Raw genomic sequence first — 20,167 nt, forward strand, 5'->3', positions numbered from 1 at the left:
TATTTTTGACTTATCATGAAAGACTATATTACAGCAGAAGGGTTAAATCAATTTATAGATGCCGCACTTAAGGAAGATGTAGGTGTGGGTGACCACTCCACATTGGCATCCGTGCCTTCCAATCAACAAGGAAAAGCAAGCCTTTTAATTAAAGAGAAAGGAATCATTGCCGGATTGACCTTGGCTAAAAGGATATTTAATCACTATGACCCCAATCTGGAAGTAGACTTACTGATGAAGGATGGGGATGCTGTAAACCATGGTGATATTGGTCTAACCGTCTCAGGAAGCGCCCAATCCATACTTACTACTGAAAGGCTGGTATTGAACTGCATGCAAAGAATGAGTGGTATTGCCACCAAAACGCATCGTTTCAATCAACTAATTCAACATACAGCAGCCAGGTTACTGGACACTCGCAAAACTACTCCTAATTTCAGAATGCTGGAAAAATGGGCAGTGGCAATAGGGGGAGGAAAAAATCATCGGTATGCGCTGTATGACATGATTATGCTCAAGGACAACCACATTGATTTTGCTGGAGGAATAGCTGAAGCAATCAATGCTACCCAAGCTTATTTGAAAAAACATAAGCTGGACCTAAAAGTAGAGATTGAAACCAGAAATTTAAAAGAGGTAAAGGCTGTACTTGAATTAGGCGGTGTAGACATCATCATGCTTGACAATATGTCGCCCCAAGAAATGAAAGAGGCGGTTAAGCTTATTGATAAAGAATACACAACCGAGGCCTCCGGGGGAATTAATGAAAGCACCATCGTCGCTGTGGCCGAGTCTGGAGTCGATTTTATCTCAGTGGGGGCTCTTACCCATCAGGTTCAAAGTTTAGACATTAGCTTAAAGGCCGTAAAGTATCATCCGCAAACTGAAGATTAACTAAATGCGCATAATGTCCGCCTTCTTTGACACTTAATACCTCATGGTTTCCTTCTTCGATAACTTTCCCATCTTTGATCACATAAATCCTATCTACCTTCCTTATGGTGGACAATCGATGTGCTATAATTATGGTGGTTCTTCCCTTCATTAATTGATCCAATGCTTCTTGAACCAAGGATTCCGTTTCGGCATCTAGAGAGGAGGTAGCTTCATCCAATATTAAAATGGCAGGATCCTTTAATATTGCCCTGGCAATGGCTATTCTTTGTCTTTGCCCACCAGACAATTTGATTCCTCGTTCACCTACCAAAGTATCAAAACCATCAGGGAATTTATCAATAAACTCCAATGCATTGGCCTGTTTGGCAGCCTTTACTATTTCGTCATCACTGGCACCGGGCTTGGCATACCTGATGTTTTCTCGGATAGACCCACCAAACAACAAAACTTCTTGTGGCACCATTCCAATATTCTTTCTTAAACCCTGAGGATCCCAATCTGCAATGGATTTTTCATCCAATAAAATGGCTCCGCTACCCAGGTCATAAAACTTAAGCAACAGTTGAATAATGGTAGATTTTCCGGCTCCACTATGCCCTGCCAGCGCAATTTTTTCTCCCGGTTGTGCATGTAAGGATATCCCGTCCAACACCCGATATTCAGGCCTGGTGGGATAATGAAACATTACCTTATCAAACCGAATAGATCCTTGGATAGGACTTGCCGGGCTTAGGCTTTTTTGCTCTTCTGTTTTTTCATTTAAAATTTCTAACACTCTTTCAGAAGAACCAATGGCCTTTTGAATTTGTCCGTAAATATCTCCCAAACCGGCAATAGACCCACCAATAAATGTGGTATACAAAACGAAGGAGACGAGGTCACCCACACTCATCTCTCCTGCACTTACTAAAGTAGCCCCATACCATATTACAGCTACGATACCTCCAAATAGAGCGAAAATAATAAAAGAAATAAAAGCACCCCTAAATCCTGCAGCTTTTAATGCAACCTCCACTACACTATTGAGCTTATTTCTATAACGGTTAATTTCATAATTTTCACCGGTAAATGATTTTACTGTCGCAATGGACTGTAAGGTTTCTTCCACCACCACATTGGCTGAGGCAAGGGTATCTTGGGTTTTCTTGGATAGCTTCCTTATGAATTTCCCAAATATCATCGCTATTACCACCAATACCGGAATCGTAATTAACATAAAAAGAGTCAGCCGAGGTGTGGTATAAAACAGAAAGATTATCCCGGCGATAAGTGTAATGATTTGTCTTAGCAATTCTGCCAAGGTTATAGAGAAAGTGTCTTGGAGCATTGTGACATCGGAAGTAATCCTACTGATAAGCTCACCCGTTCTTCGCTGATCAAAGAATGTCATTGGCAATTTCACCAAGCGCTCATACAATGCTACCCTAATGTCACGCATGGAGTTTTCACTGACCTTCGCAAAAAGCCAAACTCTAAAAAAAGAAAATATACTTTGAATAAATAATATCCCAATCAATACAAAGGCAATTCCATTGATATCATTTATTATCCAATCTTTCCCTGAAGCGGCATCAATTAACTTACCTGCTACATAAGGAAAAGTCAATAACATCAAGCTGGAGAAAAACAAAAAGACCATCCCAATGATAAATGGCACTTTATAAGCCATGGCAAACCTGAAAATCCCAAATAGCTTTTCGAAGTTCTTTTTATTTAATTTTCTTTTGTCGCTTTCTTCTATAGGTAAACCTCTTTGCTTAGCCATTGATAATACTATTTTTTACCTGTTAATAACTTTAGTTTTACTTTTTATTTTGGGTGAATAACCGGCCCAAACGGCGAAAAAATTGCTTTTCTTTTTCCCAGAAAAAAGCAAATTGCCCAAAAATAAAACCATATATCAAAAGGAATAACTGATATAATGGCAATACCAATAAAAGGTAAATAACCGTTTTCAAGAAACTCCCTTCACTGGCATCGAAGCCTAAAAAATCGAAAATGGGTTGCTTAATCAATAAAATGGTGAAACCAGTACAAGCAAACACAACCAAAACCAGTACTACCTGCCAAAGACTTTTTAGTTGCCATTTGGTTTGGAGTTTTTTTAGAAAATTGGATTTGTTTGCTTGTGGCTCACCCATCTACGTACTTTTAACTGAAGTCAAACAGGCCATTATTCAGGCACTGTAAGGCTTGATTTTTATGTTTTCCATCAACTAACAAGGATACATTGTGCTTGCTTCCTCCGTAGGAGACCATTCTCAATGGAAATTCTTCCACACTATCAATAATTTTATTGAGGACCTGTTTTTCTTCCATAATAGAATTACCAACAATGCAGATAATGGAAAGGTAATGATCAACTTCCACTTTCCCCAATTTCTGCAATTCAGCGGTAATTTCCTTTAAATGCGAAATATCATCAAGGGTTAATGATATGGCCACCTCCGAAGTGGTAATCATATCAATAGATGTTTTGTATTTTTCAAATATTTCAAAAACCTTCCTTAAAAACCCATGGGCCAAAAGCATCCGACTGGATTTTATCTTAATGGCCGTAATACCATCTTTGGCAGCTATTGCTTTGACACCAACAGAACCTTCTCCTTCCCCCGTAATGGTGGTCCCTGCTGCACTAGGCTCCATGGTATTGAGAAGTTTCACCGCCACATTGTGAGATTGGGCAGGCCATATAGAAGCCGGATGTAAAATTTTCGCACCAAAATAGGCCAACTCAGCCGCTTCATCAAAAGACAGTTGAGCAATCGGTCTGGTTTGATCTACCACCCGAGGATCATTGTTATGCATCCCATCAATATCAGTCCATATCTCCACCACAGAGGCGGACAAAACTGAACCTATCAATGAGGCCGTATAATCACTTCCTCCCCTTTTGAGATTGTCCACCTCATTCAGGTGATTTTTGCATATATAGCCCTGTGTGATAAAAATAGTTTCATTGGGATAACCCGCCAATATAGCTTGAAGCTTTTCGCCAATTCTACCGAGGTTGGGTTCATCATTTTCATCAATGCACATGAACTCAAGTGCGGGTAAGAACACTGCAGGAATTTCATTTTCCTGAAGCAAGGTATAAAACAGCTTGGTGGATAGTAATTCCCCCTGAGCCAAAATATCCTTATTAATGGCTTCATTAAAGGATATCTTAAGAATTATATTCAAAAACTCAAAATGCTCATTAATGATTTGCAAGGCCTTGGCCTTTCCCGCATCAGAGCTCAATAAGTCTTGATGAAATTTAATGTAATGCTCATGGAGACTTTGAATTTTTTCCTTGGCCTCATCCTTTTTCCCTGCAGACAAAGATTCTCCTATCGCTACCAAAGCGTTGGTAGTACCGGACAAGGCCGATAGCACCACAATTTTCTTTTCATCATCTACTGTGATCAGATCTTTTACCTGATGCATTCTTTCCGGCCTTCCTACAGAAGTACCGCCAAATTTCATGATTTTCATTAGAATACCAGATTTATGATATATGTTTTTATTAGCTGGCCTTAAAAGCCTAGCATTTTTATCGCCGTAATGGCTGCTTCATCTCCCTTATTACCATGTTTACCTCCTGCTCTATCCAAAGCTTGCTGCTGATTTTCCGGAGTCAAAACACCGAAAATCACCGGCTTGTCATATTTTAATCCTACTTGAGTAATCCCATTGGCTACGGCATCACAGATAAAATCAAAATGACGTGTTTCACCTTGAATAACACAACCCAGACATATCACGGCATCTATTTCCTCGAGTTTTGCCAACCACTGCGCTCCTAGAGAGAGTTCAAAGGATCCCGGAACGTTCTTTCTATATATATTCTCCTTTTTTGCACCATAGCGCAAAAGGGTTTCAACTGCTCCACTATAAAGCGAAGAAGTAATTTCATCATTCCATTCAGCCACCACAAGGGCAAAGGTCTTATCACTTATATCCTGAATATTTTCTTGGGTATGCTGACTTAAATTTTTTAATGAGGTAGCCATAAGTTTACTATTAATTCACAAAAAAAGAGTAAAACCAATCAGGTCTTACTCTTTCTTATCAATGATTTAATTCATATCAATTAGAAGCCAGACCTTGGAGGCGGGCTTTATGCTTTCGCGCTTCACTGTATTCATAAGCATTTGAATACTTTGTTTCTATTTCTTCATAAGTAGCAATGGCTTGATCCAAGTCACCTGCTTCTTCATAGGCGAGAGCCAATTTAGCTAAATATTTTGGGGTGAAAAACTCATTGACTTTATAATTGGCAGCATCTTTATAATAATCAATGGCAGCATCTAACTCGCCAAGCTCCATATAGGCATCGCCAATTAATGAATAAGCATGTGCTTGTACTAGAAAGTCAGAAGATGAAAACTTTTTCAAATGCTCGGCTGCTGACTGAAATTCACCTGTGGACAAGTAAATAGAGCCCACATAGTAATGAGCCAGATTGGATGCGTCTGTTCCGCTGTAATCATCAATAATAGTGAGAAATCCGGGTTCCACACCATCTCCATTTAAAGCAAAGTCTAAACTATCCTGTTCGAAATAGTAAACCGCTTGGAACATTTCTCCTTGAGCCTTCTCGTTTTGATTGGCTTTATGTATCTGAAACCCAACAATCCCGGCGATAATTAAAATTACCGCGCCAATGGCTCCACCAACAAGTTTGGCGTTGTCCTTTAAGAAGGTTTCACCTCTTCCAAGGCGGTCTGCAATCGCTTCCGGATTCTCAAGAAGCTCATTGGATGTATCAGTAGTCGGTTTCCCTTTTTTGGTCTTTTGAGTGGCCATCATTTTTAATTTTGAGTGGCAAATATAGATTATGTTTTAATGAATAACAAAACTATTGTGGCCTGAGCAGTAAAAAATGAATAAGTATGGTTAATCTTAGCAATATTTTTTACCCTTTTACCAGGCTCTCACTTCCTTAGCATTGCTTGCCTTATTACTTTTTCTTCCCCAAACGCATCAACTTCAACCCTAGTTTTGCAGGGTTTTCTGAACTCTCTTATGAAAAATTGCAATCGCTAGAAAATCATGCTGATTGGGAGATTTCAGCGTGGTATCGGTATGGTGAAATCGATAACAGCAAGGAAGAGGCCGATTTTGAAGCAATTTCAGGAGTAATAGTAGGAGCTATGGCTATTTCGGGTAATGGCTGTAATCCCTCCCTTCCTATCCTGTCAATAAATAAAAATGCCTCACCTTCAACCGTTTTTGAAAGTGAGGCATTTGATTAATCTAGCTTCCTAAGATTTCCAAGGCCCTGTAATGGCCAAGGTTATTCCCGGTCCTTGTATGTTTACAAAATAAGTTTTTCCGGATGGTGAAAACACTCCTCCGGCTAATTCCGACTCAAAGCCTACATTTTCTGCCAAATGATACAATTCACCTTCCGGTGTAACACCTACTAGGAATGGATGTTTGTGGTCCTCACATAAAATAACATCTCCCCAAGGAGCCACAGCCAGGTTATCACAATTTTTCAAAATCTCCCTGTCTTCAGACTCAACGAATAGGGTCAACTCTCCGGGATTATTTTTTTCCTCCGGTTTTCCTTCATCCGGACTTGGGGTGTAACGAAACACCTGACCTGCTCCAATTTTACCCCCATTGGTACAAGCAAAATAAACCTCCTTGTCTCCATACCATATACCTTCCCCTCTGGCAAAAACTGCAGCACCTTTGTCAAATCCTTGGAAACGGAGGTCATCTTCCGGGCTTTCCACATTTTCAATATCAACCCATGTCACTTTATGCCTTTTCATTAGCGGAAACACCGGACCTTCACTGTCTTCCCAGTTTCTGGTATCCCTGCTTTTTTCTCCCACAATAACAAGTGCCTGCAGCTTTCCTCCTTTATGAAGCTGGCCTGGCCTATTGGGAATGTACCTGTAAAATATACTGTCTCCTCGGTCTTCTGTAAGGTAAACCACTCCTGAAGCAGGGTCTACAGCTACCGCCTCATGATTGAACCTTCCCATAGCTTTAATAGGTAGTGGTTTGGCTCTTTTGATTTCCTCGGATGCCGGCACCTCAAATACATAGCCATGGTCTTTTTCCAAACGTCCCTCATAACCTCCTTTTTTCAAGGTGCTTTCTTCACATGTAAGCCAAGTACCCCATGGAGTAATTCCACCAGCACAGTTTCTGACGGTTCCAGCCAAACTCATATATTGTTTTTCAAGTTCCCCTGTATCCTCATTGTATACAAAGGTTGAAGTACCTCCCAAGCTTGGCAATAAACCTTTTCCATAATCATAAAAATCTTTGGAACTAATTTTATCTACCAATTCATTGTTTTTTCCAAAACCAGAATTTTCTAATGAATCAGGACTAAGTTCATGGTTTCGGACAACTATGGTACGTCCATCTTTTCCTTGAAAAGCCCCCATACCATCTGAGGCCCCGGGTAGATAAAACCCATCGTCCATTTTATCTCCCTTGGTTGTAAGCATTTTATATGAAAATCCTTCAGGTAAATTTAAAATACCTGCCGGATCCTTTATTAAGGGCCCATAACCTAAAGTAGTCGGTGTTGCTGCTTTTCCTATAACTTGTTTGGGGTTAATAAATTGATACAACCCCATAAAGCCAAGTGTAGCCATTCCAGAGGTTTTAATAAATTTTCTTCGTGTGTCTTTGTTAGATGGATTCATATAAAATTTACAAAATGGTTATTACTTACTATACGCCAAAATCCAGAATCATACCTCATTTCTCAAAAAGGATTTCCCTCCATATAATGGATAAGCAGTTTAATAAATATCAAAAGAAATACCTATCCCTTATCTGTTAACGGTCAAAATCAACTCTCTTCCTTAACTTAATCGAATTTAAAGCCAATATGCGTCTTTCTGACGAAACAAATTTCATGTAATCTTAACCTATTGTAAACACAATCATTCAGTATCCTCATTATCTATTTATTAATATTTACTGCCTGAAAACACCTAAAAATTAACCATTTGACCACGATTAATAGCGATAGAAAACTATTTAAACTAAATCATCCAACCCGCTTTATAATCAATCTCATTTAAAAACATTAGCCAACTGAAGGCAATGCAAGTACGCTAGGTCTCTATAACCTTTTGGGCTTCCAATAGCTAGCAATTACCTTTGTGAATCAACCAACTAATTATGGAACAAATAAAAAATGATAAAAAAGAGGTTTTAATGGCTGCACTGTATCGCTGTCAAAATCCTTTTGTCATTGCGCAGATCGAAAGCCTATTGGAAAGAGAGCAAGTACTTGCCCCCATAGGAGCAATTTCCGAAGACTACCCCCTCTTGCTCCAAGTAAAATCATATAGAGACACCTCATTACAAACAAACCTCAAGGTTCGCTCAGTGAACCTTTTGACTAGTTACCAAAATTGGACTGTCTGGCCTAAATTCATCGTCTCCTTTATCATGCTTATTATCTCTGCGGCCATCATCAATAACTTTTCTTACGAAGAAGGGACCTTACAATATTCCAACTTTATTTCCGGAATGGTAATGATATACGGAGGTCTGTGGACCTTTTTCATAATGGATGCCCTAATCGTGCTGGTGTTGGCTTATACAGGCAAAGTAGAAATTGCTCAGAGTTCGCTGATCAGAAAAATATTTTGCTTGATTTTCCCACCAATAGCCATTGGTCAGCGCAACTTAGTTGAACCGGAAAAAATATGGTTACCATTTTATAATTGGTCAAAGTGTAATGAAGGATTATACAATCACTTAAAAAAACAATTCTCAATTCCCATGATTATTATCGCTTTATTAATTATCCCGGTATTGTTAATTGAGTGGCAATTTTATGAAGAGGTTGAAAATTTTCTAAACACCGACCTATCTTTCCTTCTTGGATTGATTCAAGGTTTTATCTGGTTTGCTTTTGCCTTTGAATTTTTGCTATTGATCGCAATTACGGATAATAAATTCTCTTACATCAAAAGAAACTGGATTGACCTGCTCATCATTTTACTTCCATTTGTCTCCTTTGTCAGGTCTTTAAGACTGGTAAAGGTGGCCAAAATCACTCAACTTTCCAGAGGTTATAAGCTTAGGGCTTTATTAATGAAAGCACGCGAGGGATTTATTTTTGCTAGCTTCTTTTCCAGAATAATGGCTGTGAAACCGGATTTTCGATTAAAAAAACTAATGAAAAAATTAAATGAAAATCAAAAAGAAAGAGAAATAATTGAAGAAGATCTGGCCAAACTATGCAAATGGCTTGTTGATAAAAAACAGACCAATCCATAGTATATCTGATTAAAGAACTTTAAATATCTTTACCTACAGATATCCCCTTCAAACTAATTTTAGGTATATTGAAGCTCTTTTCAACTTCATAAATATTTCAAATGTCACTTAAAACTATTCTAGGGTTTCTCCTTTACGGGATGCTTCATTCAAACCTACAAGCACAAGAAACCTTTGAAATTTCTCCCTCGGTAAAAAAAATAGTTTTTCTGGGAAACAGCATAACCTATTCAGGTCAATATGTGGATTATGTTGAAAGCTATTTGAGGCTAACCTATCCTGAGAGGGAATGGGATTTCATTAATGTAGGGCTTCCAAGTGAAACGGTTTCAGGCCTCTCGGAAGAAGGCCATGCCGGAGGAAAATTTCCAAGACCAGACCTGCATGAAAGATTAGATAGAGTATTAACTGAATTGAAGCCTGACTTGATTTTTTCTAATTATGGAATGAATGACGGGATTTATCTTCCTTTTAACAAGGAGCGATTTGAAGCCTATCAGAAGGGTCAGATAAAGCTACATGAAAAAGCCAAAGCCATTGGAGCAGACATCATCCACAGCACACCTCCTGTATACGATCCAAAGAAAGGAGCAGCTTATGCTAACGTTTTGGATATTTACGCATCTTGGCTGCTTAGTCAGCAGTACACTGAAGGTTGGAAGGTCGTCGATATGCATTGGCCAATGAGAAAATTCCTAGAAGATCAAAGAAAAACTGACCCTTCTTTTGAACTGGCAAAGGATGGGGTTCATCCGGCCGATCTGGGGCATTGGATAATGGCAAGAAACCTGTTATTCGGTATTGGCGAAATAGATTACCTTACGGAGGATCAACCTTCGGTTGTTTTTAAGAAATTCAATCATGGGTTAGAAGTGTTGTCGCTTGTAAAAGAAAGACAAGCAATAACCAAAGATGCCCTATTGAATCATATCGGTCACAAGCGGCCGGGTATGAGAGAAGGGCTAGCATGGGAGGAGGCTCAAATAAAAAGGAAAGCAACCCTTCAAAAAATTAACGAACTTATTCGGGAAAAATAATCCGACAAGCCTTGACAAATTAGAAGTGATATTGCCAGTATAGGGTTCACTCTAAGATCCTGAAACCAAGAAATAGGATTGACAGACCAAAATTTTGGGTTCATGCTGTTTACCCTTAGGTTTAAAAGCTGCGGAATAAGGCAAAGACCTCCTATAAGTACCTGTATTGGACAACATAGGCGCGCATTACCTACCCCTCAGGTTATAAATCCATTTCGTTAAAATAGGTGTATAAAAAAAGCCGGTCGCGTAGGCAACCGGCTTCTCAAATATTAATGTTCTCAATTACTATTTTCCTTCGAGCGCATTTGCTCCCGCAACGATCTCAAGAATTTCGTTGGTAATAGCAGCCTGTCTGGTTCTATTATAAACAAGTTTCAAATCTTTCAATAGATCAGCAGCATTATCTGTTGCTTTGCTCATGGCAGTCATCCTAGCGCCATGCTCAGAAGCATTGCTGTCAAGAATGGCCTTATAAAATTGAATTTTCAAAGAATTAGGCACCAACTCTTCAATGATATAATCCTTGGAAGGTTCAAAGATATAGTCCTGTTGGGATATATCCTTTTCCTCTTCTTCCATTTTAGCAATAGGTAAGAATTGTTCTTTCACAACAAGCTGAGTAGCTACGTTTTTGAACTGGTTATAGACCAAAATCACTTGATCGAAATCCCCATTCACAAAACCTTCCATAACATATTCAGCGGCTTCTTTTACAGGTTCGAAAGTAATGTTTTCAAACAATCCTGCATGATCTGAAACCAAAGGATAATCTTGTTTTTTAAAGAAATCTAGGGCCTTTTTACCTACGGGCATCACCGTGATATTCTCGCCTTGATGCTCTTGAATTACAACATTCGTAGCTTTAATAATATTGGAATTAAAAGCACCACACAAACCTTTATCGGAAGTTATGGGTACAATTAACAAATTACTTACACTACGTTCCTGAGCATATACAATATCAGACACTCCTTCAGCACCTGAAGATATATTATTTAGGATGGAAGTTAGTTTTTGAGAATAGGGTCTCATCTGCACAATTTTCTCTTGTGCCCTTCTCAGTTTAGCAGCCGCCACCATTTTCATAGCTTTGGTAATCTGCTGGGTAGAGCTTACCGAATTGATCCTTTCTTTTACTTCCTTTAGATTCGCCATAATTATTCTATATCCTTCTTATATACTGTTTAAGACCAGTGCTAATTAAGCTGAGAATTTTGGAGCCAGCTCCTCAACAGCTTTTTTAAGCAAATCGCCTGCAGTATTTAGGTCTCCTTTATTGATCGCTGTAAGGGCTTCTGGGTATTGAGCGGTGATAAGATTATAAAAATCTTTTTCAAAAGCCCTAACTTTTCCTACAGGAACGTTGTCTAGCAAGCCTCTGGAAGAAGCGTAAATGATTGCAACCTGAAGGTCTACTCGCACAGGAGAATATTGTCCTTGTTTTAGAATTTCCTGATTTCTTCTTCCTCTTTCAATGGTTCTCTTGGTAGTAGGGTCAAGATCAGATCCAAACTTAGAGAAAGCTTCCAATTCACGGAATGCAGCTTGATCAAGTTTCAAGGTACCCGCTACTTTTTTCATGGATTTGATTTGTGCATTACCACCTACCCTTGATACAGATATACCTACGTTAATGGCAGGACGGATACCTGAGTTAAATAGATTGGTTTCCAAGAAAATTTGTCCATCTGTAATGGAAATAACATTCGTTGGAATATAAGCAGAAACGTCACCCGCTTGCGTTTCAATGATAGGCAGGGCAGTTAATGATCCTCCTCCTTTTACCAAAGGTGCCAAAGAAGGTGGCAAGTCATTCATCTGCTTTGCAATTTCATCAGAAGAGTTAATCTTAGCTGCTCTCTCCAATAATCTGGAGTGAAGGTAGAACACATCACCAGGATAGGCTTCACGTCCCGGAGGTCTTCTAAGCAACAAAGAAACTTCACGGTAAGCTACTGCTTGTTTGGAAAGGTCATCATAAACCACCAAAGCAGGCTTTCCTGTATCTCTAAAAAATTCGCCAATAGTGGCACCTGTAAATGGAGCAAAGAATTGCATCGGTGCAGGATCTGCAGCGGAAGCACTTACAACTACGGTATAAGGTAGGGCACCTCCTTTTTCAAGAGCAGCTACCACATTGGCAACTGTAGAGGCTTTCTGACCGATGGCTACATAAATACAGAATACGGGCTCACCTTTGTCGTAAAATTCTTTCTGGTTAAGGATGGTATCAATCGCAACAGCAGTTTTACCTGTTTGTCTATCACCAATGATCAATTCACGCTGTCCTCTTCCAATTGGAATCATGGCATCAATAGATTTGATACCGGTTTGTAAAGGTTCGGTTACCGGTTGACGGTAGATTACACCTGGAGCTTTTCTTTCAAGAGGCATTTCGTAAAGGTCTCCTTCTAAAGCGCCCTTTCCATCGATAGGAACACCTAAAGTATCAACAACCCTTCCCAACATACCATTACCTACATTAATGGAGGCAATCCTTTTGGTTCTTTTGACGGTATCTCCTTCTTTTACCGACTTAGCGTCTCCAAAGAGTACAGCACCAACATTGTCTTCTTCCAAATTGAGAACCATGGCTCTTAAACCATTCTCAAATTCGATCAACTCACCAGCTTGCGCTTTAGAGAGTCCGTAAATACGGGCTACACCGTCACCAACTTGGAGTACAGTACCCACTTCTTCCAATTCTGCTTGAGTCTTGGCTTCCGAGAGTTGCTCTTTCAATATTGCCGAAACTTCATCTGGTCTTACATCTGCCATTATTGTATAGTATTATTGATTACAGCTTAATTTCTTCTTAATATTTTTTCTCATACAGGTTCTGGGTAAGGTCCAGACGCAACTGTTGCAATTTACTTTTGATTGACTCATCAAGTTGTTTGTCTCCTACTTTAAGGACAAAACCACCTATTAAATTTGGATCAATCTTTTCTATGAGATTCACTTCATTTTTTCCGGAGACTTCTTTAACTATACCCTTAAAAGAGCTTCGCAATTCGTCATCCAATTGAATGGTGCTTACCACCTCTGCCGTTTGAATTCCCAGGTGATCATTGTATAACCTTAGAAATGCAGTGGCCATTTCAGGGAGAAATTCAGTACGACCTTTCTCCACCACTAAATCGAAAAATTTCAAAGTCAATGCAGAGGCATCTTTACCTATCAAAGACTTTAAAACCACAATTTTTTTATCAGAACTTATGACAGGGCTTTTAACCATGTCTGAAAAAGATGAATCTCCAGCATTTAAAGATAAAACGGTTGTCATATCCGACTTTACCTGATCCAATTCTTTTTTCTCTACTGCAAGTTCCAGCAGTGATTTTGCGTAACGAGATGCTACTTTGTATGCTGACATTCCGAGTAGATTAGTTTAATTTAATATCTTTCACAAATTCTTCTACCAACTCTTTTTGAGAAGCTTCAGTGGCAAGATTTTGTCTCATCAATTTCTCAGCAATTTTTAGAGAAAGTTCAGCAACTTGAATTTTAACGTCTGTCAATGCGGCCTGCTTTTCAGTTTCAATCACAGCTTTGGCCTCTTCGATCATTTTCGCTCCTGCCTTGGCTGCCTCTTCCTTGGATATCTCCATGGTTTGTGTGGCAAACTCATTGGCTGATCGCAATATCTCATCTCTTTCAACTCGGGCTTCTTGTAGCAAACGCTCATTGTCGGCTACTAGGTTTTGCATTTCCAACCTTGCTTTTTCGGCCTCACTAAGGGATGCCTCAATGCTGCTATCTCTCTCATCAAGTGCTGAGAGGATTGGCTTCCATGCAAATTTGGCTAAAATGAAAAATAAGATGGCAAAGGCTATCAGTTGCCAAATAATCAAACCTAATTCAGGACTAATCAAATCCATTTTGTGTATTTTTTTAAGCTAAAGATCAGTTTTGTTCAATCATTAAGAAAGGACCGGCCTAATGCCGGTCCAATTTTTTTCTAGAAAGTAATATTTCCATTAAGTGCAATAAGTAGACAAACTACTACAGCAAACAAGGAAACTACTTCAATAAGAGCAGCGATGATCAACATTGCAGTTTGGATTTTACCAGCTGCTTCAGGTTGACGTGCAATACCTTCCATGGCTTGCGCACCGATTTTACCAATACCCAGACCTGCGCCTATCGCAACAATTCCGGCACCGATACCTGCACCCATAAGTGCAAAACCGGCAGTCAATAATAATGAAGTTAACATACTCGTTTTTATTTAATTAAATTGAACAAAGAATTTCATAATTAATGCTCATGACCATGTTCAGCTACAGCTGAGCCAATGTACATGGCAGAGAATAAAGTAAATACATAAGCTTGAATGGTGGCTACCAATAGTTCTATCACATTGATAAATACTACCATAAATGTAGATGCCACCCCTACAGCGTAGGATTCAAAAACAAATATCAATCCTATAAAGCTTAGAATTACAATGTGACCTGCAGTAATCGCTACAAACAATCGAACAGTAAGTGCGAAAGGTTTGGTGAACAATCCAATGATCTCTACAGGAACAATTACCAACAATAGTGGAAGCGGCACCCCAGGGGTAGCCACCACATGTTTCCAATACTCTTTATTACCATTAAAATTGGTAATGAAAAAAGTGATTATCGCCAAGGAAAACGTTACAGCTATATTCCCTGTAAGGTTAGCTGCTCCCGGCATCAATCCCAGTAAATTCCCTACCCAAATAAAGAAGAATAAGGTCAACAGATAGGGAGTGAATTTCTTGTATTTTGGGCCAATATTTGGCTTTGCAATTTCATCTCGGACAAAAAGAACAATTGGCTCAATAAAAGAAGCAATTCCTCTTGGCGCTTTATTTGGATGCTTTTTGTAATAACCGGATGCAGACAGTGTAAGGTATAGCGTCACGACCAATATCAAAAACAACATGGCCACATTCTTTGTAATGCTCAGATCAATAAAGAACCTGCTTTCATCAACTGCCTTAAGTTTATCATGATCATCTATATAGTACCCATTTTGCTCAACGCCGAAATGATGCGTATCGGGATCTACAAATGAAGAAGAAGAATAAAACTCAATGCCCCTGTCTGATGAATAGATAATAACAGGAAGGGAGAGTGTTACATGCGTATGTCCTATGGTGGCAAAATGCCATTCATGGGAATCCTTAACATGATGCATGATGAAGCTTGTTTTATCTTCTTCACCATCGGAGGCAGCCATTGCTGCTGCAGAAAATGTCAGTAAAATTACTGACAATAAGATACTTAACCTGGTTAATTTGCGGACCATCAAAACAATTTTTATTGCCTATTTCGAATGAAGGCGCAAATTAGTTATTAAGCCGTACATATCAAACAATAAGTACAACAAATAAATCACAAAGAAATCAACCACAAACCAAAGTAAATTTTCGTGACCTAACCATAAAATAAAAAAAACAAAGATAATACAGCAAAACAATCTAATAATTGTCATTCCTAAAATGACAGAAACACTGGTAAAAGCTTCTAGTTTCATCAATTTTTCAGCTAAAAAACCCGTAACTCCTGTGAGAATCGCAAAAAATATAAGAATTGTATAGATTAAGGTATGCAACCATGGCCCAGGAAAGACCTGTTCAATAAGCCAAATAACTGCAAAAAGCAACAATGAAAAAAAGATCAAGCCCAACATTGGACTTTTTTTTACTAATGTCTTCATCTAAGTGAAATATCTATAAAGGATTGGTAAAGCGAAACCTACCTTATTTATTTTTCTTCGGAGCAATGGACTTAAAGAGTTGATAAAAAGCAAGAGCTGTAGAAAGAAAGCAACCCAATAATAAGTATAGTGGAAATTCCATGTTGCTCCTTAAATGTAACCTATACCCCAAATAGCTACCAAGTCCAATGATGGCACACATTTGAAATGCCAAACCGAAGTATTTAACGTACACCGGAGGCTCAGTTTGACGAGGCTTGTTTTTTGGTGTCCCCATCTTTTCTTTCCACTTTTAGTTGGTTATTGTTGCCCATATTGCATTTACCATTAAACTCTGCACCATCCTCTATGATTAATTTTTTAGTATATATATCACCATAAATCAATGCAGATTTTTTTAGGTATAAAGAATCTGAACAATATATATCTCCTTTGACCTCTCCGGAAATTTCTACATCTCCGGCCCTAACATCTCCATTTACCTTGGCGGACTCGCCAATGATAATTTTTTGTTGAGAATCTAAGGATCCATCCACAGTACCTTCTACTCGGATATTTCCCTGAGAACCTATATTGCCTACTATTACTGTTCCTAATGCCACAAGATTACTTGAAGTAACCAATTCCGTGGTATTTTTCTTATCATCAGTATTTTTTGCCATATCTAATCAAATGTAATAAATTCTTGAGGGTCTAGTGGGTTCCCTCTGTACCACAGCTCAAGATGCAAGTGCTGCCCGGTGGTCTGTTCACCGGTGTTTCCTATTATGGATATGATTTCCCCACCTCGCACAGGGTCACCAATAGATTTCAATATTACAGAATTATGTTTGTAAATCGAAATCAATTCATTGGAATGCTGAACGGCTACTACATGACCGGTCTCAAGCGTCCAGCTAGAGAAGATCACCGTCCCCTCTGCAATGGCTTTCACCGGTTCATTTTCACCTGCAACAATATCTACACCGAAATGATTTTGACCCGAAGAAAAACCACTCGAAACCACTCCTTTAACAGGTGGAAAAAAATAGTTATCGGTAAAAGTGCCACTACTTATCCTCCCAAAGCTCGACTCTTCAAGGGGCAATGATTCAAATTCTCCAATAATTTGCTTGGTAGCATCACTACTTTTATACAGGTCAATTTCTCCTCTATTTACCACTTGTTTGCTCGCTGTATCGGGAGTAGTTGGCGTGGTGTTTTCAAATTCGCCAGAAATAACATTCTGAATGTTTTTAACATACTGATCTTTGGCTTCCACCTCCATGATCAGTGAATCAATGGATTCAGACAAAGTATGAATCTTGACCATATTTTCTGTTTCTATATAAACAGGATCAAACCATCTGGCCAATAAAGTCTTTGACAAAAACAAAGATATCACAAAGCAGGCCATAAAAACCAGCACGAACAATAATCCTACCCTAACTTTCGTAATATTAAAAGAAGTAATGACTGAGAAGTCTTCCTCCTTTCTAATTACTATCAGGAACTTGGTTTCTATCCAGTCGTTTATTTTCTGTTTAAGGCTCAATTGACACTTGTTTAAGATATTTATTTTTTACAAAAATAGAATTTAATTCCTTTCGTTTAAATATTTATTCCAAAAGAACTAATTTGGACAAGAATTCAAACTCAAAAACATTGCAAAGGGTTATAATATTTTTCATACTAACGATATGCGTGAACTGTTTATCTGCTTGCTCCTCGCAGAAAGACACCTTCACTAATCGCTTGTACCATAACACAACGGCGAGATTCAATGCCTATTATTATGCCAAAGAGAAAATCTTAGAATTAGAAAAGGAAATAAAAAATGAGCACCAAGAGGACTTCTCTCAAGTCTTGCCCGTATTTTACCCTATTGATAGCAGTACCATTTCATCCAAAGAAGACCTTTTGAAGGAGGCAAGAGAAATGGCTTCTAAAGCTGTAGATTGGCATAAAATAAGTAAATGGGTAGCTCCTTCCTATTTTCTAATTGGCAAGGTCGACTATTACAAAGGAAAACATGAGGAAGCCCAAAATACTTTCAAATTCCTCAATGTTAATAGCTCCCAAGATGATGTAAGACATATCGCATTGATACAACTTTTAAGGTCTTTTATCGACCATCGCCAATTTGAAGATGCTAGTTTTGTTATAGATTTTCTTTCAAAAGAAGAAAATATCTCCGATGAAAATAAGCAATACCTGTACAAAACATTGGCTTATTATTATGAAGCCAGAGGAGAAACGGATTTAATGGCGCCATCTTTATTTAAATCACTGGAGTACACCTCCAACAAATCCGAGGCTTCCAGGATACACTTTATCTTGGCCCAATTGTATCAAAATTCTGGTTTAGATGCCTTTGCCTATGAATACTATCAAAAAGCGATTTCTGGAAGCCCAAACTATGAAAGAACATTTTTTGCTCAGCTCTATTCTCAACAAGTGGCTGAATTAGAACGAAGCAAAGATCTGAAACGGGTTCGTGAATACTATGATGATCTTTACAAAGACAATAAAAATATCGATTTTAGAGATGTTATTCTATTTGAAAAAGGTCGGTTTGAAAAAAAACAAGGCAATTTGGAGGAGGCCATCAAACTCTACATCTTGGCAGCAAAAGAGGAAGGGGAAAACGAACGTCAGAAAGGATATATTTACGAAGAACTCTCTAATGTCTACCTTAATGATAAAGAGGATTTTCTTAAAACAAAATATTACTTAGACAGTGCCCTAGCAAAGTTTAAAGAAACGGATAAAAATCATGGTGTCCTTGCTGCCCGTAAAGTAATCTTTGATCAATATGCGACCAACTACGAATTACTTACTTATAATGACAGCCTAATTCAACTTAGTCAGCTCAGTGCTGAAGAACAAGAAAAATATGTTGACAATTTTCTTGCATTGGAGGAGGAAAGACTGATCAATGAAGCGAAAATGGCCGAAGAAAAGAAGTCCCAGGGGATTTTTGAAAACTTGTTGGCCTTTGGAGGGGGCGGCGGATCTGGAGCCTCCTTTTATTGGGACAATCCAGTTGCCATTCAAAGAGGAGCATTGGAGTTTACACAAATCTGGGGCAACAGACCTTTGTCCGACAATTGGAGAAGTAGTGACCGAGGGTTTCAAGAGGCTGCCAATTCTGTAGAGAATAATATCAATATTGAAGAGCCTATGGAGGAGGAAGAAGAAAACAGCTTGGCTACCATCACAGCAAAACTTCCTGACAAAGCCTCCCTATTAAACCAGATCCCTAATACCCCCGAGGCAAGGGAAAAGATGGTAAATCAAATGGAAGAAGCTTATTTCAACTTAGGGAAGTTGCTCTATTTTGACCTCAAGCAATCTGAGAAATCAATTGAGTACTTAGAGGCCTTAATAGAAAAATATCCGGAAACATTAAAAAAGCCTGAAGCCTATTATACCTTATTCTTAGCCAATCAAGATTTGAATATTAATGCCGATAGATACGCACAATTACTGAATCAAGAATTTCCAAATTCTCAATTTACCAAATCCCTAAATAATCCCGATAAAGTCTCCGGCTCTCAAGCAAACCTGGCTTCAGGGGAAAATTATAAAGTTGCCTACCGCCTTTTTAAAGACAGGGCTTATGAAGAGGCTAAAAAAATTGTTAGACAAACACTCAATGAATATCCATTGACAAAAAATACGGATCGATTATTGTTATTGGATATAATGATCACCGGTCAATTAGAATCATTGGAAATTTATAAAAACAGACTTCAAGCCTATTTACAGCAAACCAAAGAAGAAGAGCTGTTGAACTTTGCAGAAAAATTACTGAAAGCCGTAAGCGAGGACAGCGAAGAGGCAACTATAGCAAACGCAGAGGAACCGAGTGAAAACGAGCTCCCTTCAGACATTTCAATAGTTAAACCTGAACCTGCTTCAGCAACTTCACCTTATAAAGAAGGCCTAAATCAGACCCATATTTTCATTTTACCTATGACTGAGACATTGGCTGAGAATGCCAATGATTTGACCGCTTCCCTAGAGAGTTTTCACAATGCCAATTTTGCCAATCAAAGGTTGAGAACTGGCACCATTTCACTTGGAAAGGATACAAGTATATTGATCATTAGTCCTTTTTCTAGTGCAGAAAAATCTTTAGGCTATAAAGAAGCCTTTTTAAACAGTTTTAATAATGAATCCTTAACTGAGGAAATAAAAAATAGTAGTTTTGTAATTTCAATTGGTAATTTCCAACAACTCAACAAAAGGAAAGACATTGAAGAATACAGGTCTTTCTATGAGAAAGCTTATTGACATCC

The 20,167-nt window shown here is 38.5% G+C and carries 21 protein-coding genes; 5 read left to right on the plus strand and 16 right to left on the minus strand.

All coding sequences use genetic code 11. From position 1 onward, the window contains the following. Positions 1–15 precede the first annotated feature (15 nt). Positions 16–894: a nicotinate-nucleotide diphosphorylase gene (nadC, locus tag ACYVHJ_RS13330; RefSeq protein WP_460515536.1), complete on the plus strand. Its 879-nt coding sequence runs from the start codon at positions 16–18 to the stop codon at positions 892–894. Here the strand turns inward: nadC and ACYVHJ_RS13335 are convergent. The 5 genes from ACYVHJ_RS13335 to ACYVHJ_RS13355 all read right to left on the minus strand — a co-directional run bounded on the left by ACYVHJ_RS13335 (position 851) and on the right by ACYVHJ_RS13355 (position 5,688). Continuing rightward, positions 851–2,662: an ABC transporter ATP-binding protein gene (locus tag ACYVHJ_RS13335; protein WP_460515538.1), complete on the minus strand. Its 1,812-nt coding sequence runs from the start codon at positions 2,660–2,662 to the stop codon at positions 851–853. The two genes, nadC and ACYVHJ_RS13335, sit on opposite strands and share 44 nt — an antisense overlap. A 37-nt stretch (positions 2,663–2,699) precedes the next feature. Continuing rightward, positions 2,700–3,038 (minus strand): DUF6787 family protein, encoded by a 339-nt coding sequence (locus ACYVHJ_RS13340; protein ID WP_339901555.1) that lies wholly within the window; start codon positions 3,036–3,038, stop codon positions 2,700–2,702. Positions 3,039–3,048: 10 nt separating this feature from the next. Next, positions 3,049–4,374, minus strand: a complete 1,326-nt coding sequence (locus ACYVHJ_RS13345) for an aspartate kinase (RefSeq protein WP_460515540.1) — start codon at positions 4,372–4,374, stop codon at positions 3,049–3,051. A 41-nt stretch (positions 4,375–4,415) separates the two neighbouring features. Beyond that, positions 4,416–4,892, minus strand: a complete 477-nt coding sequence (gene ribH / locus ACYVHJ_RS13350; RefSeq protein WP_339901559.1) for a 6,7-dimethyl-8-ribityllumazine synthase — start codon at positions 4,890–4,892, stop codon at positions 4,416–4,418. 76 nt (positions 4,893–4,968) lie between these two features. Next, on the minus strand, positions 4,969–5,688 hold the full coding sequence (locus ACYVHJ_RS13355) for a tetratricopeptide repeat protein (protein ID WP_339901570.1): 720 nt from the start codon (positions 5,686–5,688) through the stop codon (positions 4,969–4,971). 146 nt (positions 5,689–5,834) lie between these two features. Between ACYVHJ_RS13355 and ACYVHJ_RS13360 the strand changes: the two genes are divergently transcribed. Continuing rightward, positions 5,835–6,137, plus strand: a complete 303-nt coding sequence (locus ACYVHJ_RS13360; RefSeq protein WP_460515542.1) for a hypothetical protein — start codon at positions 5,835–5,837, stop codon at positions 6,135–6,137. 9 nt (positions 6,138–6,146) lie between these two features. Here the strand turns inward: ACYVHJ_RS13360 and ACYVHJ_RS13365 are convergent, their stop codons facing one another. After that, the gene (locus ACYVHJ_RS13365) at positions 6,147–7,556 is read right to left on the minus strand and encodes a PhoX family protein (protein WP_460515544.1); all 1,410 of its coding nucleotides are present in this window, start codon (positions 7,554–7,556) and stop codon (positions 6,147–6,149) included. A 484-nt stretch (positions 7,557–8,040) separates the two neighbouring features. Between ACYVHJ_RS13365 and ACYVHJ_RS13370 the strand changes: the two genes are divergently transcribed. Together ACYVHJ_RS13370 and ACYVHJ_RS13375 are read left to right on the plus strand one after the other, a co-directional pair. Then, positions 8,041–9,150 (plus strand): hypothetical protein, encoded by a 1,110-nt coding sequence (locus ACYVHJ_RS13370; protein WP_460515546.1) that lies wholly within the window; start codon positions 8,041–8,043, stop codon positions 9,148–9,150. 101 nt (positions 9,151–9,251) lie between these two features. Further along, positions 9,252–10,187: an SGNH/GDSL hydrolase family protein gene (locus tag ACYVHJ_RS13375; RefSeq protein WP_460515548.1), complete on the plus strand. Its 936-nt coding sequence runs from the start codon at positions 9,252–9,254 to the stop codon at positions 10,185–10,187. Positions 10,188–10,475: 288 nt separating this feature from the next. On the opposite strand, the gene atpG is transcribed toward ACYVHJ_RS13375, so the two are convergent. The 10 genes from atpG to ACYVHJ_RS13425 form a co-directional block, all read right to left on the minus strand. Next, entirely contained in the window at positions 10,476–11,345 is an 870-nt protein-coding gene (gene atpG / locus ACYVHJ_RS13380) for a F0F1 ATP synthase subunit gamma (RefSeq protein ID WP_460515551.1), read from the minus strand. A 45-nt stretch (positions 11,346–11,390) separates the two neighbouring features. Further along, on the minus strand, positions 11,391–12,968 hold the full coding sequence (atpA, locus tag ACYVHJ_RS13385; protein ID WP_460515553.1) for a F0F1 ATP synthase subunit alpha: 1,578 nt from the start codon (positions 12,966–12,968) through the stop codon (positions 11,391–11,393). Between the two features lie 37 nt (positions 12,969–13,005). Continuing rightward, the gene (atpH, locus tag ACYVHJ_RS13390; RefSeq protein WP_460515556.1) at positions 13,006–13,566 is read right to left on the minus strand and encodes a F0F1 ATP synthase subunit delta; all 561 of its coding nucleotides are present in this window, start codon (positions 13,564–13,566) and stop codon (positions 13,006–13,008) included. A gap of 10 nt (positions 13,567–13,576) precedes the next feature. After that, positions 13,577–14,071, minus strand: a complete 495-nt coding sequence (locus tag ACYVHJ_RS13395) for an ATP synthase subunit B family protein (protein ID WP_460515558.1) — start codon at positions 14,069–14,071, stop codon at positions 13,577–13,579. 80 nt (positions 14,072–14,151) lie between these two features. Then, complete coding sequence (atpE, locus tag ACYVHJ_RS13400; protein WP_014019206.1) at positions 14,152–14,409, minus strand: ATP synthase F0 subunit C; 258 nt, start codon at positions 14,407–14,409, stop codon at positions 14,152–14,154. A gap of 41 nt (positions 14,410–14,450) precedes the next feature. Continuing rightward, the gene (gene atpB, locus ACYVHJ_RS13405; RefSeq protein WP_460515561.1) at positions 14,451–15,473 is read right to left on the minus strand and encodes a FoF1 ATP synthase subunit a; all 1,023 of its coding nucleotides are present in this window, start codon (positions 15,471–15,473) and stop codon (positions 14,451–14,453) included. An 18-nt stretch (positions 15,474–15,491) separates the two neighbouring features. After that, the gene (locus ACYVHJ_RS13410) at positions 15,492–15,884 is read right to left on the minus strand and encodes a hypothetical protein (RefSeq protein ID WP_460515563.1); all 393 of its coding nucleotides are present in this window, start codon (positions 15,882–15,884) and stop codon (positions 15,492–15,494) included. A gap of 43 nt (positions 15,885–15,927) precedes the next feature. Next, positions 15,928–16,161: an AtpZ/AtpI family protein gene (locus tag ACYVHJ_RS13415; RefSeq protein WP_460515565.1), complete on the minus strand. Its 234-nt coding sequence runs from the start codon at positions 16,159–16,161 to the stop codon at positions 15,928–15,930. Then, entirely contained in the window at positions 16,127–16,546 is a 420-nt protein-coding gene (locus ACYVHJ_RS13420; RefSeq protein ID WP_339902516.1) for a bactofilin family protein, read from the minus strand. The genes ACYVHJ_RS13415 and ACYVHJ_RS13420 overlap by 35 nt, the downstream gene beginning before the upstream one ends. Positions 16,547–16,548: 2 nt before the next feature. Next, entirely contained in the window at positions 16,549–17,418 is an 870-nt protein-coding gene (locus tag ACYVHJ_RS13425; RefSeq protein ID WP_460515568.1) for a M23 family metallopeptidase, read from the minus strand. Positions 17,419–17,528: 110 nt separating this feature from the next. On the opposite strand from ACYVHJ_RS13425, the gene porW reads away from it, so the two are divergent. Continuing rightward, positions 17,529–20,162 (plus strand): type IX secretion system periplasmic lipoprotein PorW/SprE, encoded by a 2,634-nt coding sequence (gene porW, locus ACYVHJ_RS13430; RefSeq protein ID WP_460515571.1) that lies wholly within the window; start codon positions 17,529–17,531, stop codon positions 20,160–20,162. The last annotated feature ends 5 nt before the right edge of the window (positions 20,163–20,167 follow it).

Source organism: Cyclobacterium sediminis, assembly GCF_054781075.1.